This is a genomic window from Enterobacter sp. RHBSTW-00994 (assembly GCF_013782625.1).
Lineage (GTDB): Bacteria > Pseudomonadota > Gammaproteobacteria > Enterobacterales > Enterobacteriaceae > Enterobacter.
The window spans coordinates 3,607,043-3,633,557 of the sequence record NZ_CP056199.1 but is presented as its reverse complement, the minus strand read 5'-3'; the positions used below and the strand labels follow the sequence as shown (position 1 = coordinate 3,633,557).

The 26,515-nt window shown below is 53.1% G+C and carries 25 protein-coding genes; 5 read left to right on the top strand and 20 right to left on the bottom strand.

Annotation, left to right across the window (positions count from 1 at the left end; genetic code table 11):
• Window positions 1-265: 265 nt before the first annotated feature.
• The 9 genes from HV346_RS17330 to HV346_RS17290 all read right to left on the bottom strand — a co-directional run bounded on the left by HV346_RS17330 (window position 266) and on the right by HV346_RS17290 (window position 9,685).
• Complete coding sequence (locus tag HV346_RS17330) at window positions 266-1,450, bottom strand: MFS transporter (protein WP_181620491.1); 1,185 nt, start codon at window positions 1,448-1,450, stop codon at window positions 266-268.
• Window positions 1,451-1,589: 139 nt separating this feature from the next.
• Entirely contained in the window at window positions 1,590-2,585 is a 996-nt protein-coding gene (gene proX / locus HV346_RS17325; RefSeq protein WP_181620490.1) for a glycine betaine/L-proline ABC transporter substrate-binding protein ProX, read from the bottom strand.
• A 134-nt stretch (window positions 2,586-2,719) separates the two neighbouring features.
• Window positions 2,720-3,784: a glycine betaine/L-proline ABC transporter permease ProW gene (gene proW, locus HV346_RS17320; RefSeq protein WP_181620489.1), complete on the bottom strand. Its 1,065-nt coding sequence runs from the start codon at window positions 3,782-3,784 to the stop codon at window positions 2,720-2,722.
• Entirely contained in the window at window positions 3,777-4,979 is a 1,203-nt protein-coding gene (gene proV / locus HV346_RS17315; RefSeq protein ID WP_181620488.1) for a glycine betaine/L-proline ABC transporter ATP-binding protein ProV, read from the bottom strand. The genes proW and proV overlap by 8 nt, the downstream gene beginning before the upstream one ends.
• 378 nt (window positions 4,980-5,357) lie before the next feature.
• The gene (nrdF, locus tag HV346_RS17310; RefSeq protein WP_181620487.1) at window positions 5,358-6,317 is read right to left on the bottom strand and encodes a class 1b ribonucleoside-diphosphate reductase subunit beta; all 960 of its coding nucleotides are present in this window, start codon (window positions 6,315-6,317) and stop codon (window positions 5,358-5,360) included.
• Between the two features lie 9 nt (window positions 6,318-6,326).
• Window positions 6,327-8,471 (bottom strand): class 1b ribonucleoside-diphosphate reductase subunit alpha, encoded by a 2,145-nt coding sequence (gene nrdE, locus HV346_RS17305; protein WP_181620486.1) that lies wholly within the window; start codon window positions 8,469-8,471, stop codon window positions 6,327-6,329.
• Window positions 8,444-8,854, bottom strand: a complete 411-nt coding sequence (nrdI, locus tag HV346_RS17300; RefSeq protein ID WP_181620485.1) for a class Ib ribonucleoside-diphosphate reductase assembly flavoprotein NrdI — start codon at window positions 8,852-8,854, stop codon at window positions 8,444-8,446. The genes nrdE and nrdI overlap by 28 nt, the downstream gene beginning before the upstream one ends.
• The gene (gene nrdH, locus HV346_RS17295; protein ID WP_181620484.1) at window positions 8,851-9,105 is read right to left on the bottom strand and encodes a glutaredoxin-like protein NrdH; all 255 of its coding nucleotides are present in this window, start codon (window positions 9,103-9,105) and stop codon (window positions 8,851-8,853) included. Before nrdH ends, nrdI begins: the two co-directional genes overlap by 4 nt.
• 253 nt (window positions 9,106-9,358) lie before the next feature.
• A complete protein-coding gene (locus HV346_RS17290; RefSeq protein ID WP_181620483.1) occupies window positions 9,359-9,685 on the bottom strand; it encodes a DUF883 domain-containing protein in 327 nt (108 codons plus the stop codon).
• A gap of 160 nt (window positions 9,686-9,845) precedes the next feature.
• Between HV346_RS17290 and HV346_RS17285 the strand changes: the two genes are divergently transcribed.
• Window positions 9,846-10,190, top strand: coding sequence for a DUF2002 family protein (locus tag HV346_RS17285; protein WP_181620482.1), 345 nt, complete (start codon window positions 9,846-9,848; stop codon window positions 10,188-10,190).
• A 32-nt stretch (window positions 10,191-10,222) separates the two neighbouring features.
• On the opposite strand, the gene alaE is transcribed toward HV346_RS17285, so the two are convergent.
• Window positions 10,223-10,672 (bottom strand): L-alanine exporter AlaE, encoded by a 450-nt coding sequence (alaE, locus tag HV346_RS17280; RefSeq protein ID WP_181620481.1) that lies wholly within the window; start codon window positions 10,670-10,672, stop codon window positions 10,223-10,225.
• Between the two features lie 641 nt (window positions 10,673-11,313).
• On the opposite strand from alaE, the gene stpA reads away from it, so the two are divergent.
• The gene (gene stpA, locus HV346_RS17275) at window positions 11,314-11,718 is read left to right on the top strand and encodes a DNA-binding protein StpA (protein ID WP_181620480.1); all 405 of its coding nucleotides are present in this window, start codon (window positions 11,314-11,316) and stop codon (window positions 11,716-11,718) included.
• A 43-nt stretch (window positions 11,719-11,761) separates the two neighbouring features.
• Here stpA and HV346_RS17270 read toward each other — a convergent pair whose 3' ends face one another.
• The 3 genes from HV346_RS17270 to HV346_RS17260 form a co-directional block, all read right to left on the bottom strand.
• Window positions 11,762-11,941 carry a hypothetical protein gene (locus tag HV346_RS17270; protein WP_181623822.1) on the bottom strand — a complete coding sequence of 60 codons (180 nt, stop codon included), beginning with the start codon at window positions 11,939-11,941 and terminating at the stop codon, window positions 11,762-11,764.
• 103 nt (window positions 11,942-12,044) lie between these two features.
• Complete coding sequence (locus HV346_RS17265) at window positions 12,045-12,566, bottom strand: rhodanese family protein (RefSeq protein WP_181620479.1); 522 nt, start codon at window positions 12,564-12,566, stop codon at window positions 12,045-12,047.
• 9 nt (window positions 12,567-12,575) lie between these two features.
• Window positions 12,576-12,875, bottom strand: coding sequence for a metalloregulator ArsR/SmtB family transcription factor (locus HV346_RS17260; protein WP_181620478.1), 300 nt, complete (start codon window positions 12,873-12,875; stop codon window positions 12,576-12,578).
• Between the two features lie 179 nt (window positions 12,876-13,054).
• Here HV346_RS17260 and HV346_RS17255 point away from each other — a divergent pair, with 179 nt between their 5' ends.
• On the top strand, window positions 13,055-13,213 hold the full coding sequence (locus HV346_RS17255; protein WP_181620477.1) for a YqaE/Pmp3 family membrane protein: 159 nt from the start codon (window positions 13,055-13,057) through the stop codon (window positions 13,211-13,213).
• Window positions 13,214-13,219: 6 nt separating this feature from the next.
• On the opposite strand, the gene HV346_RS17250 is transcribed toward HV346_RS17255, so the two are convergent.
• Window positions 13,220-13,822: a short chain dehydrogenase gene (locus HV346_RS17250; RefSeq protein ID WP_181620476.1), complete on the bottom strand. Its 603-nt coding sequence runs from the start codon at window positions 13,820-13,822 to the stop codon at window positions 13,220-13,222.
• A 97-nt stretch (window positions 13,823-13,919) separates the two neighbouring features.
• Between HV346_RS17250 and HV346_RS17245 the strand changes: the two genes are divergently transcribed.
• A complete protein-coding gene (locus tag HV346_RS17245; RefSeq protein WP_181620475.1) occupies window positions 13,920-14,801 on the top strand; it encodes a LysR family transcriptional regulator in 882 nt (293 codons plus the stop codon).
• Between the two features lie 31 nt (window positions 14,802-14,832).
• On the opposite strand, the gene HV346_RS17240 is transcribed toward HV346_RS17245, so the two are convergent.
• Window positions 14,833-15,393 (bottom strand): Ail/Lom family outer membrane beta-barrel protein, encoded by a 561-nt coding sequence (locus HV346_RS17240; RefSeq protein WP_181620474.1) that lies wholly within the window; start codon window positions 15,391-15,393, stop codon window positions 14,833-14,835.
• Window positions 15,394-15,465: 72 nt separating this feature from the next.
• Here HV346_RS17240 and HV346_RS23510 point away from each other — a divergent pair, with 72 nt between their 5' ends.
• Window positions 15,466-15,594, top strand: coding sequence for a hypothetical protein (locus tag HV346_RS23510; RefSeq protein WP_255547693.1), 129 nt, complete (start codon window positions 15,466-15,468; stop codon window positions 15,592-15,594).
• Here the strand turns inward: HV346_RS23510 and HV346_RS17235 are convergent.
• From HV346_RS17235 to HV346_RS17215, 5 genes are read right to left on the bottom strand one after another with little or no spacing between them, the layout of a single operon-like run.
• Entirely contained in the window at window positions 15,587-15,988 is a 402-nt protein-coding gene (locus HV346_RS17235) for a hypothetical protein (protein WP_249415107.1), read from the bottom strand. The two genes, HV346_RS23510 and HV346_RS17235, sit on opposite strands and share 8 nt — an antisense overlap.
• Entirely contained in the window at window positions 15,948-16,307 is a 360-nt protein-coding gene (locus HV346_RS17230) for a hypothetical protein (protein WP_181620473.1), read from the bottom strand. Before HV346_RS17230 ends, HV346_RS17235 begins: the two co-directional genes overlap by 41 nt.
• 15 nt (window positions 16,308-16,322) lie before the next feature.
• The gene (locus tag HV346_RS17225) at window positions 16,323-24,251 is read right to left on the bottom strand and encodes a hemagglutinin repeat-containing protein (RefSeq protein ID WP_181620472.1); all 7,929 of its coding nucleotides are present in this window, start codon (window positions 24,249-24,251) and stop codon (window positions 16,323-16,325) included.
• Window positions 24,244-24,792: a toxin-activating lysine-acyltransferase gene (locus tag HV346_RS17220; protein ID WP_181620471.1), complete on the bottom strand. Its 549-nt coding sequence runs from the start codon at window positions 24,790-24,792 to the stop codon at window positions 24,244-24,246. Before HV346_RS17220 ends, HV346_RS17225 begins: the two co-directional genes overlap by 8 nt.
• Window positions 24,792-26,423: a ShlB/FhaC/HecB family hemolysin secretion/activation protein gene (locus HV346_RS17215; RefSeq protein WP_181620470.1), complete on the bottom strand. Its 1,632-nt coding sequence runs from the start codon at window positions 26,421-26,423 to the stop codon at window positions 24,792-24,794. Before HV346_RS17215 ends, HV346_RS17220 begins: the two co-directional genes overlap by 1 nt.
• Window positions 26,424-26,515 lie beyond the last annotated feature (92 nt).

The window sequence follows — 26,515 nt, the reverse complement described above, 5'->3', positions numbered from 1 at the left end:
ATTATTTGTGCGGTTATATCCGCCAAACGTATGTCACGATCAGAAAGCGCCGGGCGAATCCGTGACCCGGTGAGCACAAAAAGGGGAGGGCAGACGCCCTGAGAAGACGGGGTGCGAGGACTGGGATCAGCCAACGGGTCTGAGCTATTCATGATGTTTGTGAATATGTCACCCACATTAAAATTTCTGGGATAAATGATTACGCTAACCTTAACAGACTGGGGGGCTCCTTAACACCCTAAGAAGCCCCAAAGCGATGTAAAGCTTACTGAATCGCCTCCTGGCGATGATACCCGCGCCACCAGACCAGCAGATTCAACGCAGCAACAATCGTCCCGGCGGCACAAACGCCACTCCAGCCTGAATGTTGCCATGCCGATGCTGAAATCAATGAACCAGCCGCACCACCGATAAAATAGCTGGTCATATACCCGGCCGTTAGACGGTTTCTCGCCTCAGGCTTCACGCGGTAAATCACGGTCTGATTGGTGATATGCACGCCCTGCACGGTGAGGTCGAGTACCAGGATCCCGACAATCAGTGCCAGTACCGAGGTATGCCCATACCAGATAGCCCCCCACGAAAGCAGGAGTAAAACCAGACCCGAGGTCGTCGTCAGGTGCGATTTCCCTTTATCGGCGAACCCGCCCGCCGGGCGCGCACCCAGTGCACCGGCAGCACCGGCGAGGCCAAACAGACCAATAACGCCTTCGGAGTAGTTGAAGGGCGGAGAGGCTAGCAGGAAGGCCATCGATGTCCACAAAATACTGAAGTTGGCGAAGGTGAAACACCCCAGCAATGCGCGTGTACGCAGCAGTTTATCTTGTGTAAATAAGCTGAACACGGAGCCGAGAAGCTGAGGGTAGTTGAGATGGTTCTCCTGCTTCACTTTCGGCAAGCCGCGCCAAAGCGCCAGCGCCATGATGACCATCAGTACGCTTGCCACCCAATAGACGGTGCGCCAGCCGCCCAGGCTGGCAAGTAACCCAGCGACGGTACGAGCCAGTAAGATCCCCAGAAGCAGGCCGCTCATGATTGTGCCTACAACTTTTCCGCGCTTTTCTGGTGCGGCGAGCGTTGCCGCCAGGGGAACCAGGATCTGGGCCACGACGGAGAACAGCCCTGTCAGCGCAGTCCCGATAATCATCATTGTCAGGGACTGACTGCTGGCGGTAATCAGCATGCCGCCAGCAGCCAGTAGCGTCATAGAGACAATCAACATTCGACGCTCAAACATATCGCCCAGTGGGACGAGGAAAAGCAGGCCAGCGGCGTACCCCAGTTGAGCGGCGGTGACGATAAAACCGGCTGAACTGGCTGACAGCGAAAAGGCGTTCGCAATGGTGTCCAGAAGAGGCTGCGCGTAATAGTTACTGGCAACTGCAAGGCCCGTTGCCACGGACATTAACAGGATCAGCGGCGGGCTAAGTTCGTGAGAAGTGTTTGTCATTAGATTCAGGAATCATTAGTTGAGTGATTATTTTTCCGGAAATCAATAATAACGAATGATTGTGAATGTTGGGGGATTGTTACGTGGTGGATTGTGCGGTTTAAATTCCCTCTCCCGGTGGGAGAGGGAATAAGGGCGATTACTTCTGTGCGTCCAGTGCGGCTTTCACCCAACCATCAAATTGCTGCTGGTGGGCTTTGATCCAGCCGTCAACATGGCCATTGATGTCGGCTTCTGAGGATTTACCTTCATGCATCATGGCGTTCTGGGCGTTGATATCCGCCAGTGGCAGTCTCATCACCGAGAACAGTTTCGCCGCCGCCGGGTTTTTCTCTGCCCAGGCTTTGTTCGCCACGATATGCATCGTATTGACCGGGAAACCATAGTTCATGCCATTGGCCAGTTTGGTGTCGATATCTTTCTGTTCACCAGGCAGCGAAGAGAACGGAACTTGCAGCCACACCACATCTTTCCCTGGCTTCAGCACGTCACTCACCCAGTACGGTGTCCAGGTGTAATAGATAACCGGTTTGCCTTCTTTAAAGCGGGCGATAGTGTCCGCCATCATCGCGGAGTAGTTACCGTGGCTCACGTCCACCGTTTTTGCCAGGTCGTAGGCTTTATTCTGGTGGTTAATCACCGCTTCACAGCCCCATCCCGGTGAACAACCCATCATGTCGGCTTTACCGTCACCATTGGTATCGAACAGTTTGGCGATTCTGGGATCTTTCAACTGCTCAATATTAGTGATGTGGTACTGGTCAGCGGTTTTCTTGTCGATCAGATAACCCTGTGCAGCGCCGCTCACGAAAGTGCCTTCGCGATAAAACTTCTTGTCGCCACCGGCTGCTGCATACATATCATCATGCAGCGGCTGCCAGTTCACGGCGGTAAAGGTGGCATCACCGGAAGCAATCGAGGTGTAGCCCACGTTGTAATCCACTTCACTTGGCGTGTTGACCGTATAGCCCAGTTTTTCCAGTGCGCGGCTGACGATCAGCGTCTGGAAGGTCTCTTCGGAAATGGTGCTCTGGACCGGTTGAACGGTCACGCCTTTGCCAGGCAAGTCGGCAGCAAATGTGCTGGTAGAGACAAGGGTGGCAAACGCTGTGGCAAAAAGTACGCTATGTCGCATCGTTGTTCCTTATTTTATGAATGTACCCGTCATAGTTCACGTTGCAGATGTGTTGGCGACAATCGCTCACCCCAGTCACACCGTTTTCGATGCTTGTGGGGATTCGCTCGCTTGCCGCCTTCCTGCAACCCGAATTATTTAGAGCAGAGGCGGGTAATCAACCCGACGGGGCCGGTGGTGTACCAGCGACGGTTGCCGCGACTGCGTGAGTCACGACCGACAGCCTGCGTCAGGCGGTCAAGAATAATGGCGAGGATCACGATCCCTACGCCACCTACGGTGGCCAGCCCCATATCGAGACGACCAATACCGCGCAGTACCATCTGGCCAAGCCCGCCAACGGCGATCATCGAGGCGATCACTACCATGGAGAGGGCAAGCATCAGCGTCTGATTAACGCCCGCCATAATGGTGGGCATGGCCAGTGGTAACTGAACTTTAAACAACATCTGACGCGGGCTTGCGCCGAATGAACGTGAAGCTTCAATGAGATCTGCCGGAACCTGGTTGATCCCCAGAATGGTCAGACGAACAATCGGTGGCAGGGCAAAGATAATGGTCACGACCACGCCCGGTACGTTACCGATACCGAATAGCATGACAATCGGAACCAGGTAGACAAACGCCGGGGTGGTCTGCATGGCGTCCAGCAGCGGTCGAATGATCTTCGCCGCTCGTGGACTTCTCGCCAGCCAGATACCCAGCGGCAAGCCGATCACCACGCAGAACAGCAGGGCGGTGAGTACCAGCGCCAGCGTGATCATCGCCTGCGACCATGCACCGATTGCACCGATCGCAATCAGGGACACCAGAGTGGCGATACCCATTCCTGCGCTACCAAACTGCCAGGCAATCAGGGCAAACAGGATGATGGCAACGGGAGCTGGCATACCCAGCATCAACTGCTGGAAACCGTTCAGGATGTAATCCACGGGTACGCGAATACCCTGGAACACCGGGCGGAAGTGTGTCACTACCCAGTCAATCCCTTCTGTGACCCAGCTATCCAGTGGGATCAGCGTTTTATGGAACGGGTCCATAATGTTGAAATGTTCAGGCGCTGGCGCGGGTGCGCTATTGAGCCAGTCGGCCGCTCCGCCATCGGTTGGTGCTGGGGCAGAACTTCCCCATGTATCAGCAGATTGTGCAGCGCTGTCCGCTGCCTCTGTGGTTCCCCACGGATTAGATTGATCAGCCATTGTTTGCCCCCTCGCGATCTAAAGCTTTCAGCAGCATCCCTTTTGAGATGATGCCAACGTACTGTTGCTCTTCCCCAATAACCGGAACGGCACAAGGCGCCTGGCCTACATGGGAGAGCAGTTCGCTGAGCGGCGTTTCGGCGTCTACGGCAAGCGGAGAGTCGATAAGCGCCGCATCAATTCCCTGGCTTTCGCTAAGCGCATTTTTCAGGGACTCGATGGAGACAATGCCGACAAATTTGTTGCCGCGTTCGATGACATAGCCAAACTCACGATCTTCGTCCTGCAATACTTTCAGTGCAGATCGCGGGCCAAAGCCAGGGGTTTTGCGGATAATGCCGTTCGGGCTGCGGCGGGCAATATCTTTGGCACTAAATACCTGACTAATATCCACGCCACGGAAGAAGGTTCGAACATAATCATTCGCCGGGTTATTCAGAATTTCATCCGGTGTACCAACCTGTACGACTTCGCCATTTTGCATAATGGCAATTCTGTCGCCAATACGCATCGCTTCATCGAGATCGTGGGAAATAAATACAATAGTACGTTGATGTTTGGCTTGCAGTTTTACCAGTTCATCCTGCATCTCTGTACGAATTAATGGATCGAGCGCCGAGAACGCCTCATCCATTAATAATATGTCGGGATTAATTGCCAATGCACGAGCCAGACCGACGCGCTGTCGCATCCCTCCGGAAAGTTCATCCGGATATCCGTGGGCATAATTCTCCAGCCCAACCTGACGTAATGCATCCAGGGCTTTTTCATGGCGTTCTTGTGCCGCAACGCCCGCTAATTCCATGCCAAAGGCGGTATTTTCCAGTACCGTCATATGTGGCATTAGCGCGAATGACTGAAACACCATCGCAATCTTTTTTCTGCGCACCTCACGGAGCTCGGCATCAGATATTTTTGCAATATCAATACCGTCAATCAGTACTTGCCCGCGGGTGGGTTCAATCAGGCGATTGAGAAGGCGAACCATAGTGGATTTACCCGAACCGGATAACCCCATGATGACGAAAATCTCGCCTTCTTCAATGGCCAGACTGGCGTCTTTAACGCCAAGCGATAGCCCTGTTTTTTCCAGAATTTGCTCTTTTGAAAGTCCTTTTTCAATATATTTGAACGCTCGCTGTGGATGCTCGCCAAATACTTTATAGAGATTTTTAACTTCTAATTTAATTGCCATGCAATAGAGTCTGTCCTGTTATTTATTGTGTCGATATGATTTCCATTCGGAATAATTACCTGACAATACCCTAACATACTGAGAATCTGAGACAACCCTCAATCCTCTTATGGCATGAATTTTGCCGAAGGTCATGTTGCTGAATTTCCCATGAGCAAAGGGCTGAGCGGGTGTTGAATTTTTCTGAGATTTTTGTTGCGCGGTCAGGAAATTTCACCTGAATCGCAATGATTCAGGTGAATATGATAGTAGAATGACAGTGTAGTTGATGTGGAAATATTTGACCGGGGATTATGTGAGATATATTTAATTAACGGATGATATTTTTACCTCTCACCCCAACCTTCTCCCCGCAGAGGAGAGGACAGGGCTAGGGGGTTAAAAATCCCAATCCTCATCCTCAGTCTCCACCGCTTTTCCCATCACATAAGATGAACCTGAACCGGAGAAGAAATCGTGATTTTCGTCAGCGTTGGGGGACAGGGCGGCCAGTATTGCCGGGTTCACTTCGGCCATTTCCGGCGGGAATAGCGCCTCGTAACCCAGGTTCATCAGGGCTTTGTTGGCGTTGTAGCAGAGGAAGGCTTTAACATCCTCTTCCCAGCTGGTTCCGGCATAAAGCGATTCGGTATAACGCAGTTCGTTATCATAGAGATCCATCAGCAAATCCAGTGCAAAACCTTTTAGCGTTTCACGTTTTTCTTCGCTTATTTTCTCCAGCCCTTTCTGATATTTGTAGCCAATATAATAGCCGTGAACCGCTTCATCACGAATGATCAGGCGAATCAAATCGGCCGTGTTGGTCAGTTTGCCACGGCTCGACCAGTACATTGGCAACCAGAAGCCAGAATAGAAAAGGAAGGATTCCAGAAACACGCTGGCAATTTTCTTTTTCAGCGGCTCGTCAGCCTGATAATACTCCAGTACCAGCTGCGCTTTACGCTGCAACGATTCGCACTCTTCACTCCAGCTATATGCCGCATCAACATCTTTGGTCTGGCACAATGTGGAGAAAATCGAACTGTAAGAGCGGGCGTGCACCGCTTCCATAAAACTGATGTTCGACATCACGGCTTCTTCGTGCGGCGTGAGCGAATCCGCCATCAGCGCGGGAGCGCCGACGGTATTCTGAATGGTGTCCAGCAATGTCAGCCCGGTGAAAACACGGATTGTTAGCTGTTGCTCGGCGTCGCTTAACGTTTGCCAGGCTGGAATATCGTTGGACAGCGGGACTTTTTCCGGCAGCCAGAAATTACTGGTCAGACGATTCCAGACCTCCAGGTCTTTATCGTCCTGGATCTTATTCCAGTTAACGGCAGATACGCGTGACAGTTTCATCCTTTCTCCTTACAGCGCGCAGGACACGCAGCCTTCGATTTCAGTACCTTCCAGCGCAAGCTGGCGCAGGCGAATGTAGTACAGCGTTTTGATACCTTTTTTCCAGGCATAGATTTGCGCCTTGTTGATATCGCGCGTGGTGGCGGTATCCGGGAAGAAGAGCGTCAACGACAGCCCCTGATCAACATGTCTTGTGGCTTGTGCATAGGTATCAATGATTTTTTCCGGGCCGATTTCGTAGGCATCCTGATACAGCGCCAGGTTCTCGTTAGTCATAAATGGGGCAGGGTAGTAAACGCGGCCGGTTTTACCCTCCTTGCGGATCTCAATTTTCGACACTATCGGGTGAATGCTTGATGTGGCGTGGTTGATATACGAGATCGACCCCGTCGGCGGTACGGCTTGCAGGTTCTGGTTATAAATGCCGTAACGCATCACGTCATCGCGCAGTTGTTGCCACATATCGCGGGTCGGGAGGGTTATTCCTGCATGGGCAAACAGCGCCCGGACCTTCTCTGTTTTCGGCTGCCAGTCATTTTCCAGGTACTGGCTGAAATATTCACCACTGGCATAGCGTGACTGCTCAAAACCGACAAAACGCTGGTTGCGCTCTCGCGCCAGCTTCATTGAGGTATTCAGGGCATGCCAGGTAATGGTGTAAAAATAGAGGTTGGTGAAATCCAGCCCTTCCGGGCTGCCATAGGCAATACCTTCGCGGGCCAGATAGCCATGCAGGTTCATCTGTCCCAGTCCGATGGCGTGTGAGGTGGCATTGCCCGCTTCAATCGACGGCACGCTGCGGATATGGCTCATGTCAGAGACTGCTGTCAGCCCACGAATGGCTGTTTCTACCGTGCGGCCAAAATCGGGTGAATCCATTGTATGGGCGATGTTCAGCGAACCGAGGTTACAGGAGATATCTTTGCCGATGTCCGCGTAATCGAGGTTCTCGTCAAAGGTCGACGCGCTGTTGACCTGCAAAATCTCCGAGCACAGGTTGCTCATATTGATACGCCCGGCAATCGGGTTGGCGCGATTTACCGTATCTTCATACATGATGTACGGGTAGCCAGATTCAAACTGGATCTCGGCAAGCGTCTGGAAGAAATCACGGGCGTTGATATATTTTTTGCGGATACGATCATCAGCAACCAGCTCGTCATACAGCTCGCTAATCGCCACATCGCCGAACGGTTTACCGTAAATGCGCTCAATATCGTAAGGTGAGAACAGCGCCATCCCGGCATTTTCTTTCGCCAACGCAAACGTAATATCCGGGATCACCACACCAAGCGACAGCGTTTTGATGCGGATTTTTTCGTCGGCATTTTCGCGTTTGGTGTCCAGAAAACGAAGGATATCCGGGTGATGTGCATGCAGATAGACCGCGCCTGCACCCTGACGTGCGCCAAGCTGATTGGCATATGAAAAAGCATCTTCCAGCATCTTCATCACCGGGATCACCCCAGAGGACTGGTTTTCGATGCGCTTAATCGGCGCACCCGCTTCACGCAGATTCGAGAGCAAAAATGCCACGCCACCGCCACGTTTAGAAAGCTGCAACGCCGAGTTCACCGCGCGACCAATTGATTCCATATTGTCTTCAATACGAAGCAGGAAACATGATACCAGCTCGCCGCGCTGGGCTTTACCGCAGTTGAGGAAGGTGGGTGTCGCAGGCTGAAAACGCCCACTGAGGATCTCGTTCGTCAGTTGTTGTGCCAGGTGTTCGTCACCCTGCGCCAGCGTCAGCGCGACCATCACGGTACGATCCTCAAAGTGTTCCAGATAGCGTTTCCCGTCGAACGTTTTCAGCGTGTAGCTGGTGTAATATTTCCACGCACCAAGGAAGGTCTGGAAACGAAAACCACTGGCATGCGCGTGCGCGAACAGCTTCACCACGAAGGCGCGGTCATAGCGCGTCAGCACGCGTTCTTCGTAGTAACCTTCAGCGACCAGATAGTCGAGGCGTTGCTCCTGACTGGCAAATGTCATGCTGTTAGGCAAAACATGGGCGGCAAAAAAGGCGTCCACCGCGTCATGATCTTTCCCGAACTGAATACGCCCCTCACGATCGTAGAGGTTAAGCATGGCGTTCAGGGCGTGGTAATCCCCGGTTCCCTGAATTACACGTTCTGCGGTTGTCGTTGCCAAAATTCGTTCACTCCTTTACGCACGTTCTCTACGTCCTGCTGTGTCCCCATCAGTTCAAAACGATAGAGATACGGCACGCCGCATTTTTGAGAGATCACATCCCCGGCGCGGCAAAATGCATCGCCAAAGTTGCGATTGCCTGCCGCGATAACGCCGCGGATCAACGCCCGGTTATGTGGATTATTAAGAAAGCGGATCACCTGGCGAGGTACTGCTCCCGCCGTTCCACCACCGCCATAGCTGGGAACAACCAGAATGTAAGGTTCGTCTACCTGAATACGTTCGCGCTCATTTAGCGGGATCCGTACTGCAGGCAGCCCGACACGTTCAATAAACCGAAGCGTGTTTTCCGAGCTGCTGGAGAAGTAGACCAGGCAACTCATGCACTTGTGGCCTGGCTGGAGAGGCGGTTAATCATATCCGGGCGGAAACCTGACCAACTGGTTTCGCCTGCGATAACCACCGGGAGCTGACGAAACCCTTGTGCTCGCAGAGTGTCTGCGGCATCTGGCGCTAAATCCACGTTCACCATCTCAAACTCGACGCCACGGCTTTCCATCGCGCGTTTGGTGGCGTGGCACTGGACACAATCGTTACGAGTGTAAATAGTAATGCGCATGATTCGTATTTCCATTTAAAATGAGAGAGCGGCGCGAATGTTCGCGTCAGATAGCGTGTGTCTTGCTAAAGAGAATACTAGATGTAGTTGAGATAAGTTTCAACCATACAAGATATGGGAAATTTAGGGTGATTGAGCCACGGTGATATCCACAGGGGGGCGTGGCGGGCTGTACGGGTTTTTCAGGTATTCAGACGGAAAAAACCCGATGTCGGGTGAGCATCGGGGAGTTGTTTTTTGCGTGTTGCTGTTTACGTCTTATTACGTCTTACTTTCTCAGGCTGAGCAGAGCGCCTACCACAATACCTACAGCCGCGACCGTCCCGAGTGCACAGAGCGGCCTCTCCCGGACGAAGGTATTTGCGCAGCCGATCGCATCGCAAGCGGCCTGAGTGGGGCGTGAACGTCCATTCATTCGTGCCCGGGTTTCACGCAGCAGAGACTGAGCCTTACGTTTTGCGGCATCTGCTTCGTCCTTCGCATCTGAACCCAGAGACTTCAGTACATCCTCAAGTGTATCCGCTAGTTGACTGACATCATTACGAATATCCTGGGCGTCGTCGTTAATATCGTTTCGGTTCGGTCTGTTAAACATACGATCCTCCATAATTTTGCGTTCCCATTCAGTTTAGCCCAGGATTTTAATATCTGAAGCGAGTCACGACTTATCCGGGCGTTTATGGAATATTCTGAAAGCACTGCTAATGCTGAATACTGTAAGGTTGCCGGGCAGGAAAAGATAACGAGGATTAAATATGTATTTACGACCTGATGAGGTGGCGCGCGTTCTTGAAAAAGCGGGATTTACCGTGGATGCTGTGACACAAAAAGCCTATGGCTATCGCCGCGGTGAGAATTATGTTTACGTTAACCGTGAAGCGCGAATGGGGCGTACGGCTCTCATTATTCATCCTACGCTGAAAGACAGAAGTCTCTCATTTGCTGAACCTGCCTCGGATATTAAAACCTGCGATCATTATCAGCAATTCCCGCTCTATTTAGGCGGAGAAAGGCATGAACATTATGGTATTCCGCACGGTTTCAGCTCTCGCATGGCGCTGGAGCGTTTTCTGAAGGGATTGTTTGGCGAACCGCAGTAAATCTGCGACTGGCATTAGCCAGTCGCACTGCATCATGCTTTGACGTGGTTGTACTGGCTGACCTTGAACAGGCGGCGACAATAGTCGAGAAAATAACCGTAAACCACCCCCATCAACATTGAAACAACGATATTTGAACTTACCGCAGCCGCGATTTGATGCCAGTCAGCACCTACAGTCAGTAAAATCGCCACATAAACGGGAGACTGGAAAGTGACGTACGCCAGAACGTCGGCCAGGTTCTTCATCCAGCCGGATGGGCTGATACGACGGGCAACGCGCATGATGGCGTCGCGGTAAAATCCGTAAGGCCATGCAATAAGGATGTTCACCGGGATGGCAACAAGCCGAGAGGAAAGTGATTGCTCGAAGGACATTCCGGAGAGGAATATTTCGATCAGCATGTTCACAACGGAACAGTAGACAACCATCGCGAATGTATCCGCTACTGCATGGCGCAGGCGAGACTGCGGTGAGAACATGTCTGAACTCCTTGAGAAAAACATAATATCGTTACTCTGCCCGTGGTGATTTAGTGCTTTAGGTTGGCTTATTTGACGTGTATAGCGTATCTATCTACATTGAAACTAACAATTAGTGATTAATTTTTATTTAATGGCGTCTTGTCCACAAAATTCTCTAAAATTGATGATTTGCGGCTCAGGTCGTTATTTTCTGTTTTATTGATACTTATATTCTTTTAAATCAATATATTACATTATTTTGCATAGTCTGTTCAGAAGGGGCGTGCTCTTACTCAGCACGTGATTCTTTGTGTTGATTTAAAAATAGCCTCTTAGTGATGATTGTTCTTTTTTGTTCGATTAAGTAGTGAAAAATGCTGCAGCGGTGTGTTTTGTTTTATTCATTTACATTGCATGCATATTCACGCCATTAGCAGGAGTGAAACACGTATCACTGGCAGTGCTTCAGAGGGGACGATAGCATCAGGTGTAATAATGTGATGCACTATCAGAAAATGAGAAGGGTATTTAAATTAAATATCTTTTTAAGAATACGTAATAATGTGTAAAAGGAACGATGGGTGGATATTTAAAGGGAAATGAATTATTCTGTCCGTTGATTTTTCGACTTTCCCACAAAGAAAAGGTTTTCAATTAATATGTCTTTGACGTTACAGAATCTTAATAATATCCGCACGCTTCGCGCGCTGGCGCGTGAATTCCCTATTGATGTTCTTGAAGAAATGCTGGAAAAAGTCAGGATCGTTACTGAAGAGAAACGTAATGAACAGGCGGAATTTGAGCAGCAGCGTGCTGAGCAGCAGGATAAAATTAATGCTCTGCTGGAACGCATGAAAGCCGATGGTATTTCACCTTCCGATCTGCTGGGTTCTGAAGTGAACCTCGTGGGTCAGCAAGTGAAAAAACGCAAAATCCGTGAAGCGAAGTACCGTTTTACTGACACTAACGGTGAAGAGAAGACCTGGACGGGTCAGGGCCGTACGCCTAAACCGATTGCCGCTGCACTGGCAAACGGTAAATCACTGGATGATTTTCTGATTTAATCAGAAGATACCGGGCGGAGAAATCCGCCCGGTTGCTTGTCTTTTAGCAGACGCCAAAGTCACCATCTTCGGTATAAAGCGCCACATCTGCTGCTTTCAGTGTGAATTTCTCACCTTGTTCATTGCTGGCCTGTACCGCCACCACGCTATCGCCATTCACTTCGAGCACTTTCAGTTTTGGGCCGCCCATACGCGGTTGCACATAATCGCCGACAGAAAACATCATTACCTCCTGATCATTGTTGTGCTCATCACCTTAGCCCACGCTTGTTGCGGGGTACAGTGCATTCCACCGATTACTGCTAAAGCGTAAACCCACGTGCTGCTTAAGGGGTACGCCGGTTCCACGGCATGACATTAAGCAAGCGTGCCATCCCGCAAAAACCGGTTACACCGGCAAAGAGTAGGCCGGCCCCGACAAATGCGCTCAGTAAGAAAAAAGCCTCTGAAATACTGTAGCCCAGCACCACGCCGCACAAAATTAACAACCCGGCGGCAATTTGCACCTGGCGCATGATCGGCAATGGCTGGGATCGGTCTTCTGCGGTCAACAATCCAGCCTGCTTCCAGCCCTGAATACCGCCTTCCAGGATATATCCCTGCGCCGGGGAGGCTGCCTGGGACAGTAGCGCGGCATTTCCTGACGTGCGAGCGCCAGACTGGCAGTGAAAGATCACTGTTTCGCCTGACTGAGCCGACAGCCCGGCAGGCAGTGTTCCCAGAGGAACGGAATGCGCAGCGGGTATATGTTCTCGCGCATATTCATCGGTATCACGGATATCAATAAGCGCTGCACCTTCAGAGATGAGCACTTTTGCCTGCTGCGGACTGATGACGGGAAGTGACATGACATCTCCTTAGGGACAATAAAGGGTTTTGAGGGTGCTGATTATCTGGTTCACCGCATCGCTTTTGATGAAATAAAGGATGCGTTGTGCATCACGTCTGCTGTCAATAAGCCCTTCATCTCGCATCTTCGCCAGATGCTGGGACGTGGCGGAGGCGCTTAAGCCTGTGGCGCGTGCCAGATCGCCAGCTGAGGTTCCCGGCGTACCGCACAGCATGCACAGGATCAGCAACCGTTTCGGGTTGCTCATCGCTTTCAGAAGGGTTGCGGCCTGTTCTGCACTGGCCTGGAGCTGATCAAGTTCGTTCATTTTATTTTAGCATTTACTTAATTAAGGTGATGCTAAACTAAGGGGGTGTATTAAGCCAGTGTCAAAAGCGTAAAAGAGGGTAAAAAGGCGAAGGGGAAATGGCGCAGCCAGCTAAACTGACTACGCTTAGAGATGGTTCTCTTTTTTACAATCAATTGGTTAGCTTGCACGGAGTATTTATGGGTTTTTGGCGTATCGTTTTTACCATTATTTTGCCGCCGCTTGGCGTGTTGCTCGGTAAAGGATTTGGCTGGGCATTTATCCTGAACATCCTTCTGACATTACTGGGCTATATCCCCGGCCTTATCCACGCCTTCTGGGTGCAAACCCGCGACTAAGTTAGCTCAGTAACCGACCTTATACACCCGCCCGGTTTGCACGCCTTCCACGCTCCGGCGATAGGCCTGGGCCACTGCTGAGGCGGGTACACTTTCAAAACCGGGGAAGAAGCCGTCATACGCTTCGGCGGATTCGGTGAGTACCGTTGGGCTTATCAGGTTGATACGGATCCCTCCGGGCAATTCACAGGCGGCAGCCCGTACAAACCCTTCGAGCGCAGCATTCACCGTTGTGGCATTCACGCCCTGGGCAATAGGTTCATGGGCCACGATACCGCTTATCAGGGTGATGGAGCCGCCTTCGTTCAGGTAGTGCTGTCCGGTCAGTGCCAGGCGCACCTGCCCCAGCAGTTTATCCTGCAAGCCCTGGTTGAAATCGCTGTCTTTCATGGTGGCGAGCGGGCCGAAGAACAGACCACCACTTGCCGAAACAATTGCATCCACCTTGCCAATTTTGTCGAACAGGGCCAGCACGCTTTCCTGAGATGTAATATCGACCCGATGATCGCCCTGTGTACGACCCACGCGGATCACTTCATGATGACGGCTCAACGTTTCCGTTACCGCCCGACCGACTGTACCGCTGGCCCCAATAATGACGATTTTCATAGCAGACTCCTTATGTTGTGAGCCTTCATTCTTTAATAAATAAAAAGTCAGATAAACTGGCCTAAAGTTAGAAGATTGCTAACCAGGAGTTTGTAATATGGATAAGTTACGCGGCATGGAGACGTTTATTGCCGTCGTCGAAAGCGGCAGTTTCACTGGTGCAGCGTCACGGCTTGAAATCTCTGCGGTGATGGTGGGGAAATATATCGCTCTGCTGGAATCGCAGCTTGGTACACGTTTGCTCGAACGCAATACCCGTCGCCAAAGCCTGACGGATGCAGGACGGGTCTATTTTGAAGAGGCAAAGCGTGTACTGGAGCAGGTTGCCGTTGCAGAAAGCGCCGTGGAACGGCTCCGCGCGACACCTGCGGGCACGCTTCGTGTGAGTGCGCCAACCTCTTTTGGCGGCTGTGTTGTTGCCCCGCTCACCGCCACCTTTTTGCAGTCTTTTCCTGAGGTAAGGGTTGAGCTGGATCTGACCAACCGGCGGGTGGATCTGGTTGATGAAGGTGTCGACCTGGCGATCCGTATTGGTGATATTCATCAGGACGATCTGGTGGCGAAATACCTTTGCCCGTATCGGATGGTGATTTGCGCCTCGCCTGATTATTTAATGCGTCACGGCACACCACAAACGCCAGCCGAGCTGGTGGATCACCTGTGCCTGTCGCATACGGTCTGGACGGCACGCAACGAATGGCGATTGCCCGGAACAGAAGGGGAGGTGCGCTGGAAACGTGACGCTATTTTACGGTGTAACGATGGTTATGGTTTAAGAACGGCAGCCATTGCCGGAGCGGGTTTGCTGCTACAACCTGAAGTGCTGGTGGCGGAAGAGCTGAAGAACGGTCGTCTGGTACGCGTGCTGGAGCGTTACACTCCGGCGCCAAGGCCGGTACATCTGCTGTGGCGACAAGATCTACGCCCGTTGCCGAAGTTGACGCAATTTATTGCCCATCTCTTAAAACATACGTCATAAATTCCTCTCCCTGGCAGGGAGAGGAATACCATCAGAAACGGTAGCCCACGCCGACGTTAAAGCCATTAATTGCGCGACCGCCATCCAGATCGGCATGCGTTCCTTCGTAGCCGACATTAATCGCCAGGTCTGGAATTGGGTTGAATTGCACGCCAGCACCATATGCGAACGAGGTCGCTTTCTCAGAAATACTGTCTTTCTGAGTATAGCCATCGCCTGAGTTCACCCATTTGGTATCGCCGTCCGCTTTGGTGCGAGCAACACCGCCTAATGCATACAGAGAAACATATTCGTTAATACGGTATGCCGGGCCAACCAGCAAAGAATAGTATTTTGCTTCGACATGGTTTTTCACCGAGTCGGAATCCACATAATAATTCTCATCGTGATCGCCGCTCATATAGGTGAATGAACCGACCGCGCTCCAGGGCGAATCCCACTCGTAGCGGTACTGAACGTTAACGCCGCGAATATTTTTAAAGTCTTCAACTTTGCTCTGCGCATAGCCAACTGAAACAGTCTGGTTATCCGCCAGAGCAGCGCCGCTTGCCAGACTCGCTGCGATCAATACCGCCAGAGATATTTTATTCATTTCCGTCATCCTTATAGCCATTTTTATAGTGATCATGCTGAATATATCCAGCAAAGATGTCATGGATATTCCATGGCAAATGAAGCGGTTAAATTGTTGTTTTTTTTGATAGATGATGAAATGGGGAATAATCCTAAAGGTCAGATTGTTCCTGGTATTTTCCTCCCCTATATTGGTAGGGGAGGAGGCGGTTTTAATTAGGGCAAAGTCCAGTCGGTTTTTTGAGGGGACCACATGCATCAAAACCGTAAACGTTGTAACCCTTATTTTTCATACAGGTGAAAATGTGCTGCATCCATTGCGATTGTTGCTGTAGCGTTTGATCATCACGCTGGTTATTTAATCCCCAATTTTTATCATCGAGGTTTTCACTGCGACTCACGCCACAATCATACAGATCTTCCTTACGTTGGCGGATATTGGTCCAGCCGGTGGCATCCACTTTTTGGAAAAGCTGAATCCAGGGAACGTATTTGTAGTTCGACGAATCCATATCGGCGACAACGCACCCTGTCAGCAGGCAACATAAAAACAGCAAGCTCTTATTTAGCATCTCAGTTAGGACATAATCCGGTTGGTGCTTTTCGCGGACCACACTCAGAAAAACCATACACTTTATAGCCTTTCTCTTCCATGCAACTGAGTATATTGTCTCGTCTGGTGTTGAATTGTTCCTCGGTTTCTTGTGCCATTTTTCCATTCAGGCTCCAGGAGCCGTTATCAAGATCCGCGTGCGGGTTAACGCCGCAGGCGTACAGATCAGCTTTACGCTGTGACACGTTTGTCAGGCCCGAGGCCTGAGGTTTCTGGAATACCTGGATCCATGGAACGTAATCGTAATTGGATGAATCCATATCGGCGACCACACAGCCCGATAATATAAAGGTACAGGCTATTACGCTCAGCGTTTTCATTGTGTCATGTCCTTTTTAGTGAGTGGCAAAAATAAATTGCAGCAATTCCGGAGAGACAACTTCGCTTAATGCAAAAGGCGCAGCTTGCGGAATCGCAGCATAGGTCCAGACTTCTGCCGCTGTGTTCGTAAAGTCGCTACGTCTGCGGGAGGTATTGCCTACATCATCATAAAAGCCCGGTAACTGGCCGCCAATGAAATCATGCGTTCCGGCAAAACTTTCGACCGTTGTATCGAAGAAATCACCTTTCAGCGTGCCCGGTTTATAGCTGATATCCCCGAACAGTCCCCCAGCCCCCTGCAACCCACCGGTATAACCGTACAGACCTTTGGCATCTTTGCTGCCCAAAATATCCTTCAGGGTAGGGTTTTCTTTATCGCCTTTATAGCTCACCCTTCCCTGGGCATCATATGCCAGCAGCGGCACGCCATGAGCATCTGTAATATCTTTGCCGTTGGCATCGACTTGCGTTACGCAGCGCGTGTTAGATTTTCCGCAGATGATATCCAGTCCAACCCTGACACCGCCCAGTTTCAGGCCATCGTAAGCACCACTGACAGCCGAAACATTGCTCAGCAACGTTTCATCCGTTCCAACGGCTTTGATTCCGGGGAAGAGGAATGAGTTCTTCGCTGTCTCTTCACGCAGCTTTGTGGCCGCCATGACCAGCGTGCCTTGTGTGATCGCGGCTTCCGGTGATCCGGCAACGATGCCGACCAGCGTCTGCAGTAAGCGGCGCTGGTACTGTAGCTTATAGATCTCTTCAAGGGCGGCATCACGTTTTACGGTATCGCCTGAGACAATGGCCTCCTGGAGCGCTTTTCGTGCTAAAGCCTGTTTGTCATCGATCAGTTCGCCAATCTGGCGATTCGCATTCTCTTTGAAATCGCGCGTCACGCTTACTTGCAGGTTCAGCTCTTTGAACACATCTCCCCGGTCAAAGTTATTCGCAAGCTTGCCGGAGTTCGCGGCGGCGGTTTCGGTGGTGATATCGGTCTTCACACCCTCGACGGCTTGCTGCTGACCGTCCGGCCGGGTGATCGTGATATTGCCTGTGTTGATCCCACTGCGGGTAGTGGAGCTGTCGCTGCCGCTGTCGTGGCCAATCCCGAAGGTGATATTTTTATCCAGCGACGCATAGCCGTCAGCCAACTGTGTTTTGCCATTTTCGTCGGTCACGGTTTTGCTACTCTGTGGTGCGGCATTTTTTCCCAGCCCCATATTAGTGTTCATGCTCATGGAGCCACCAATCCCGAAGCCGTTGCCTTCAAATTCAGCGCTGTTGTGCAGATCGCGCCAGCTTAGCGTGCCGGTGCTGAACTGGTTTTTACCCGCCAACTCCGCGCTCTCGCTGGAGGTGATAAGCCCGCCGATCAGGTCAGTATTGTCTTTTACATTGATGTTGTAGCCATCACTTCCCGCAAAGACGCCGGACTGCTCCTGCACCGAGGCATAATTGGCGTTGACCTTCGACTGGCTATAGTTGCCGGAAGCCGCAAACCCATAGCCCACGGTGACCTGGCCGCCCATGCTTTTCTGCTCGCCTTTATAGGTCATGGTGTCTTGCAGACTTTCGATGTTGAGGTTTTCGGCCGTGATATCGACACCTTTGCCCAGTAGCTGGCCGCCGCGCAGGGTGGTATCGCCGCCACTGATGATGCGGGTCTGGCTTTCCATATCCCCAACGTGGCTGTTGCGCCAGGAGACTTCATCGCCATTGCCATAACCTTTTCCTTTATTTGCGCCAGCCGTGATCCCAAACGATGCCCCGCCCTGACCGTAACTGACTGCCACACCGGCGTTCCAGCCGCTGGAGTTATCTGTACTGCGGTCGTGGCTCTCCTGTTGCGCGGCAACAATGTTGATGTCGTTATCGGCAAACAGCGTGGTTCCCTGTTTACCGCTGACGTCTGAACCGATGATGTTGATATCTGATTGGTCGCTACCCGTCGCGACCACCACAGCCTGTTTCCCGGCATTGACTTTACTCGCCAGGGCCGTCGTACTGTCATTGGTCTGGGTGTGTGTTTGCTTACTTTCGCCATAGGTTAACGACACGCTGACGTTCTGGGCCACGGATTGCGCCCCGTTCGCCATCACGCCCTGGGCGGCATTCATCATTGTGCTGGCCGCGCGGGCACTGTCCCATGCGGCGTTTGCAGCCGCCAGCATGTTGATTCGATCATCGTTACTTTGCCCGACTTTCTGCGTTGAATTCATCACGCTCTGCAACGCCTGAACCACCGGAATATTTACCGCGAGGGTAAAGCCTTTCTGCTCAACGGTGCGTTTGTACTGGGAAGCGTAAGTATTTTCCGCCGCCTCAATGGTGACGTTTTTCCCCTGAATACCGACGCTACCATTTGGTGAGGCGACGGTACTGCCCGTCTGGCGGTAATCATTGCCTGCCATCAGGACCGTGTCACCTTGCAGGCTTCCCACCATTGTGCCTTGGCCTGCCAGTGCCTGGCTTGCCTGTTCTGTCGTCTCTTTGTGTGAACCGATGGTGAAGCCAATGCCGCCTGAGCTGAGAAGACCAGATTTTTTCTCCTCCTTCAGATGGGTTTCATTGTTGCGACCGCCCATGCTGGTGAGCGTGAGGTCATTACCGGCACGCAGCGCCACGTTACCGGTTCCCACCACGCTACTGCCTGCGACGGTAAGATTATTTCCGGCGGCGATATTCACCGAATCGGCGCTCAGTTCACTGCCCTGAACGGTTTGTCTATCCACGGTATCGCGGGTTTTTGTGGTGGTTTTCGACAACCAGCCGTTACCGCCCACGACTTTATGTCGCTCGTCCAGTTGGCTGTCGTTGAGTACGCCTTCAATGTTCACATCGTGCTTCGCCCCCAGTGCCAGCGCGCCGTCAGATGTCATCGAGGCGCTATGGGCGTTGATATCATTACCCGCCAACACCGTTACGCCGCCGGTTCCGCTGACGGTACTGCCGGTATGATCCACACTGCTCTGTTTCAGCGTGTTATCGGCATCCCAGACCAGGTTATCGCTGCGCGCGGTCGTGACTGTTTCCAGATTCACATCACGCCCGGCGACAAGCTGTGCTTTGCCGTTCTCGCCGCTGGCAATGACCTGCGCACCGGTGAGCGTAATGTCACGGCCGGACTGCAGAGCCAGCTTGCCATCGTCGCCTTGCACGTAAATACCGGAAACGCTGTCGATGGTGGTACGGGCGAAGCTGTTTTCACCGTTCTGGCTCCGGGCGCTGGTGGTGGTGGTGGTGACGTTTATGTCGCGACCGGCGTTTGCCAGAACGCTGTTGGCGCCAACAATTGCGCCCCCAATGTTATTAATATCGGTTCGGGCATTGAGGTTTACGTCTGCCGCCTGAATAGTGCCGGACTGGTTGGTGATGTTGTCCGCATCAAGCTGAAGCACTTTACGTCCGGCAATGGTCCCGCTGTTGAACAGATCGCCGCTGAGCTTCATCGATACGTTGTTCCCGGCAATCAGCGCGCCGGAACCGTCGATATCACCAGGTTTCACTTTGGCATAAACCTGTGGAACGAGGACGGTCTGCATGGAGCCATCCGGCATTTTGACCTGCGTGTTCACAAGCCAGACAATGTCACCGGTCAGTAGCGCCATTTGCTCCGGTGTGAGCGCCACGCCAAGCTTGAGGTTGTACTGCTTGCCAAAGGTGATCCCGGTATCCATCAACGATTTAAACTGATCTTCATCGTTACTGAAGCCATCAAGATAACGCTGGCCGGTAATGCCAATTACCTGCTCACGGACCAGTCGCTGCTCATAGTAACCATCGCCAAGACGTTTGAGCGTCCCGTCGCCGTCCGTCGTAAAGGTATTTTGCATGTAATCACTGCCGAGCCACTGCCGCTCGTTAGTAAAGCGCGGGTCTGTCTCTACCAGATAAGGGACATCTGATGACGGGTTAACCTTAAACAGGCTGCTGTCCGGCAAGGCCGTGTTGGGGCCAAAAATACGGATCACACCTTCTGCCGGGGTTACTTCAAATTGCTGGCCTGCAGGAGGCGTGACCGGCTCGTTCGGATTCACCGTTTGTTGTGCTTTGGCGTTCACGCCAGCGGCCTGGTCAATCGTCACGCTAGTGCCCTGTAACACCCGCGGGGTAATACTGAGGTTACTGCCTGACACGCTGCCGTTGCTCACCACCTGGCCAGGCTTCAGGGCAATACTTTGGATAGCCGTTGGCGGTGTGTAAGCCGTGGTGCTACGTCCTTGCTCGTCGTCGCCTTTGTGACGAATACGGTAATAGTGCGTCACGCTGCCACTGTCGGTGGTATGGCGTTCACCAGGCACGTCTTCGTTCTTCACGGTTCCTAATTTGTCGATCTGAAGCGTACCGCCCGCAATGACCTGGCTCTTATCGTTAAAGAGCCGATCGCCCGTCAGCGTCATGCTGCCGCCAGAGAGGATCTTCGCCGGGTCGGTCTCTTTGATACGTGTCTCTTCGACAGTGCGAGTGTAGTCGTACTGGTTAAAATTATCGTTCCCGTGACCGGTACGCTCCGGGGTATTGAGGTTACGCAACCCATCGGCGGAATTGCCATCAACCCATACGCCATCGTCGCCCGCTTTCCAGCGGCTGGTCGAGCCGGAGTGCTGATATTCGGTCAGGGGATCCTGGGAAATCATCACCAGTTCGGTGGAGAAGTTATCGTTGATATTGTTGATTTGCGAGGCGGCAATGGTCATGTCCCCCGCAGATTCAATGGTCGAGCTGTGGTTGTTAAGGGCGGTTGCGCGTCCGCTTGCCGCGCCATTTTCATCCAGTAAGCCGCCAATCTGCATCGCACCCGCACTGTAAATCAGCCCATGGCCGACATTGTTGAGCGTCTGGATGCCCAGATCGACGCGTTCGCGCCCGGCGAGGGTCGCCGCTGTGCCATTTTCCGCGAGGTTATTAAAGGTGACGGCGTTAACGCCCACCACATCACCATAAATACGTCCGGTTCCGATGTTGGTTAGCGTGTTGGCATTGATCCGGGTCTGGATCCCGTCAATCAGGCCAGAGTTTCGCACCGTGTCCGTTGTGTTCAGCGTATTGCTTCCAGCATTGATTTCACCGCTGGCAAGGTTGGTGAGATTGGTGCTCTGTACGTCCAGTTTACTGCCCGCCATCAGCTTGCCGCTGTTGGTGATATCGCCTTGCGTTGTGAGGCTCAGGTTGCCGTTGGCGATGGTGCTTCCACTGTTGGTCACGCTGTTGCGACTGTTCAGCGTCATATCCCCCAAAGAGAGAAGCTGGCCGCTGCCGTCGAGAGTATCTGCCTGCACGTTAAGCTTTTCACCGGCCTTCACCGTACCGCCCGCGTTGATAACCTCCAGGTTATCGCCGTGAATATCCAGCGCGCCCGCAGAGGCTAATGCGCCCGTACGGTTGTTGAGTGTGCCGCCGTTATGGATATCCAGGGATGTACTGGCGAGGATGCTGCCGCTCTGGTTATCGAGGGCATCGGTATTGAGGGCGATACTTTGGCCTTCCAGCCCCTGATTGTCACCGAGCGTGTTCTGGTTAACGACATCAAGCGCATTGACGGTCAAATTTTTACCGCTGCGAATCAGCCCGGATACGTTGTCCACCAGGCCTTTGGCGCTGTCGAGCAGGAGATTGCCGACAGTCTGGATCTGCCCGCCACTGTTTTGCAGATTATCGGTATGCAATGTGGCATCGGACTCGCCAATCACGCGTCCACCACTGCGGTTATCAACCTCCGTCGCGGAGATGTCTGCCGCGCTGGTTGCCGCCAGCGTGCCGGCCTGGTTATTCAGGTTATTTGTTGAGAGATTCAGTGCGCCCAGGCTGTTGAGCGTACCGGAGGCGTTATCAAGCGTGCCCGTGGTCATGTTAACGCCGTTCCCCTGGATCACCCCGGAGGCGTTAACTGTCTGACGGACTGCCTCCAGAGAGACGCCTTCAACGGCTGCCAGTTGTCCGGTTGTGTTATTGAGCGAATCTCCGCTAAACGCGAGGCTTGCCCCGGAGAACGTCACCCCGTTGCTGTTATCAAATTCGCTGCCGTTGAGCGTCATTGCACCAACGGATTTTACTGCGCCATCGGCATTGTCCAGCGAAGAGAAGGTCGCCCTTAAGGCATGATTCGCACCAATCTGGCCACGGTTGTTCTTAATGCTGTCACTTCTGAGGCTGAAATCGCCGTCGCTTGCCAGGAAACCTGCCTGGTTATTCAGCCTGCCACTTTCAACCTGGAGTGAACCTTGAGAGAGCAGGGAGCCTGACTGGTTATCCAGTAAGCCATTGCCAAGCGCAATTGTGGCGTTGTTGGCCACAACGACGCCTTGCTGGTTGTTAAGCCCTGCGGCGGTGAGGCGCTGCGATTTTGCCGCTTCAATACGCCCCTGGGTGTTATTGATGGCTTGTTCGCTCTGAATATCGCTATCACCCGCTGCGGCGGAAATCAGCCCCTGCTGGTTATCAAGGGTTCCGGCCAGTCTGGCGGTCAGTGTTCCCGTACCACTCTGGATCAGCTTGCCTTTCTGGTTTGTCAGCTTTTGCGCATTCAGGTTGATGTGATCGGCACTCAACAAACCGTCGTTGTTGTTAATCGCGTTAAGAGTACGGATGTTCAGCTCGCGGGCATTCACTTTCGCGCTTGCCGCGTTCACATCTCCCGCGCCGCCATCAAGGAGAACACGTTTAGCCTGTGTCTGGCCGCCGCTGATATCAATACCCTGAGCGCTGGCGGTAAGATTCCCCCCCGCCAGTGTCTGCCCTTGCGCACTGAGCTGCCCGCTGGTGTTCAGTTGCAAATCGCCTGTATCGGCCAGTTTACCGTCACTTTTCACCCCGGCTGCCAGCACGCTCTGCTTGCTGCTGGTAAGACTGGTCGCGTTGACTTGCGTAGTGTTGCCCGCGGTCAGCATGCCGCTATTCACGAACTCGCCGGTTGTCTGGATAGTGGCGTTGTCGCTGGCGCGAAGGGTTCCGCTGTTCTCGATGCGACCATCTGCCGTGAGGGTAACGTTACCTGCCTGAGCGCCCATTGCGCCGGCATTCCGTACCCCGACCCCGCGTTCCGTACCGACCATGCGGATTTTACCGGCGTACATACCGCCCAGGCTGGAAACGTCCACCGCCAGCTGTGGGCGCGTGGTGGCATCATCACTGCCCTTTTCGATAACGTCGTGGGCGGCATCAACGGTGTTTCGCCCGGTGGTCACTTTCAGGTCATTGGCCCACAGCCCGGCATTCACCTTCACAGAACGGGCGATAATGTCGGTGTAGTCCGCGCCTGAGGTATCCATCCCGGCGCCCTCAATCGCCACTTCCCCGCGTTCGACTTTAAACCCGGTGAGGTTGCCGTCTTTCATTTGCGCCTGACCAGTGGTCAGCGTTGCGCGGTTGGCGTTAATAAAGCCGCAGCCACTACAGGTAATGCCTGCCGGGTTGGCAATCACCACCTGTGCTTTTTTGCCTGCCACTTCGATCATGCCGTTCAGCTTGCTCGGATCGCGCGAACTGACTTCATTCAGAATGATTTTGGCTTCACCTCTGGCGAGCCACGGGTTCCCGGCAACCATGCCGCCGATGTTGGTCTGCACATTTTTGTGCGAGTTGTTGAGGATCGCCCCTTTCTGGTCCACATCGAACTGGGTGTAGTTGTTGCGTGATACCCCAGCGCCGGATGGCGTCTGAATATTGACCTGCGGCGTGCCGTTGGCGCTTTGCATGACGGTTGGCTGCTGGTTTTTCGGCGCGCCAGCATCGGCGACAATGGCGGCCTGCGCTGTCTGTATTGCGCCCATTGCCAGCCACAGGCTGAAGCTGATGGCGCTCACTTTGCTGATAAGGCGGCTGTGCGTATGCCCGATCCCGGAAGAGTGAGAAGAACCGGCGCGGCCTGAGCGGGCGATATCCGCCACGACCATCAGCATGCCGCGCGCTTTGTTGAAGACAATTCGGTACAGGTTCTTATTCATGGTGCGTTCCTTTCAGCGCTTCCGGCAGGTTGACGGTGAGCGGGTGTTTCTGTTGCCATTCCTGGGCCTGATCACGGCTGGTGTGTTTACCGTGGAACATGACGACACGCTTGCCGCGTTCCTCCCCCCGGTGATACAGGGCGCGCCAGCAGTGGTCGGGAAAGATATCGTTGCGGACCAGCGTGCTCATGGCGGCGGTGTGGCCGAACGGGGCAATCCAGTCGCAGAACCAGATCCGGTCGCCGCTGTCCCAGTCTTCCTCTTTCATTTCGATCGACGGGCGGGTGAGGTAACGCGCTTCCGACTCTTCGTTGAGCCATGCCCAACTGAGGAAAAACACCGGCTGGTCGTTTTCGGCAACCAGCACATACTGGCGGCGCTTGATAATGGGGAGCAGCAGGGTCGGCAAGGCATGAAGCGGGGCGTCACGGTGCATGGGGGAGTGCATCCACAGCCAGACGCTTGCCCCCAGCACTTCTGCTTCACTCTCTTCACCGCCCAGGATCAGGGGGGCTTTGATATCCAGATTTCCGACGCGCATTACCAGCTCCAGTTGAGGTTAAAGCCGAGAGTGACCGGGCTGGTGCTAAATCCATCCGGTTTCGAGAAAGGTGTTCCGACGAACAGGTCATAGCCGGTGTTAAAGGCACTTCCGCGCAGCCCCGCCACGCCACCGGCCAGATGTTTACCAATCAGATAGTCCGAGCTGTAACCGCCCACTTCGCCGTAATCCGCGCCGAGATAAAGTTCCTGGTTAGGCAGCGGCGTGCGCCATGCCAGATCGTTACGCACATACCAGCCGTGGCTGGCGCTAAGGGTGCGCTCCCCGTCAAAGCCACGAACTGTCCAGCGGTTGCCGATAGAGAACTGATCCTGCGGTGTCAGCGGCGTGTTGCTCATCTGGCGCAGGTACTGCACGTTGTAGCGGAAGTTTTGCGAACCCAGGGCAAACGGCAGGTCGAGCTGGGCGTTGAGCTGGATGATTTTACTGAGTGCGGTGGCGTCGCCGGTATACTCTTCCGGTGCGGGCTGAGCGCCAAACCAGCGCGTCCCACGCTGATAGCTGATCCCGGCATCCAGCGTGGCGGCGCCAATGTAGTGACGGTGATCCAGACCCACGCGCCAGCCTGCGGTCTGACGGCGCTGAACGCCCACTTCGGTGTCATCGATGTAGTTACGGGTTTCACGCGCCATAACGTCGTAAGTGAAGGTGGTTTTCTGCGTGCCGCTGCGATGTAAGACACGGCTTAACTGCGCGTTGAGGTTTTTACTTTTGCCGCTGTAGCGGTAATCCTGGTAGAGGCCCGCGACCGTCTGGTGATAGTCGTAATCACTGGCGGTAATGCCAAACATCCAGTAGCCAAAGGGGACGGAATAGTGCGCGGTGTAGTTTTTGCTGCCTTTGCCCTTTTTATCGTCCAGGTCGTGGCTGGCAGAAACGTAGAGCAAATCGCTCAGTGAGAAAGGGTTATCCAGCGACAGTGTCGCGCCACCCTGATAGCGCCCTGTTGTTCGGGTCCCGGCATCGTCCAGCGACAGACCAAGACGCCACATTTTTTTCTGCTTACGGGTGATTACCACGTCGCTCTCGCCCGGCTTTTCACCGGGGAGGATCTCCATATTGGCTTCAACGGTAGGCAGACGTTGCAGGTTTTCCAGCCCTTGTTCGATGTCCCGCAGATCCAGCAGGTTTCCCTCATGAGCCGGGAATACGCTATAAAGCTGAATGTAATCGTCGCTCTTTTCCGTCAGCTTTACGTGGCGAATGTTGCCCGGCATGATGGCAAGTTTTAACGTGCCACTTTTCAGATCCTGAGAGGGGGCGAGCACGCGGGTGGTGATCCAGCCGTGATCGACAATGCGGTTCTGCATTGTACTCATCAGCAGGTTGATCCCTTTACCACCCAGACAGCGACCTTGTGCCTGGTTAGCAATACGTTGCAATGGCAGCCAGTGAGGAAGGGCGTCCTGACCACTCAGTTCGACACGTTGGATCACAAAGCAGGGGGTTTCCGTAGGAAAGTCGATTTTGCCAAAACTGGAAGACGGTTCAGAGAGGCGAACGTCAGGCACGGGCGGCGTCAGCTGTTGCTCAAGTGCTTTCTGACGTTGCTGCTGAATAATAAATTGATTATCCGGTTTATCCGGCTCAGCAGCATGGGCAGAAAACATTAAAAGCGCACCCGTGGCAGTGGATATTATTATCGTTAAATTATGTCTGGCTATCATCTGACTTTCCGTGTGATGTAAGGAAAATGGATACA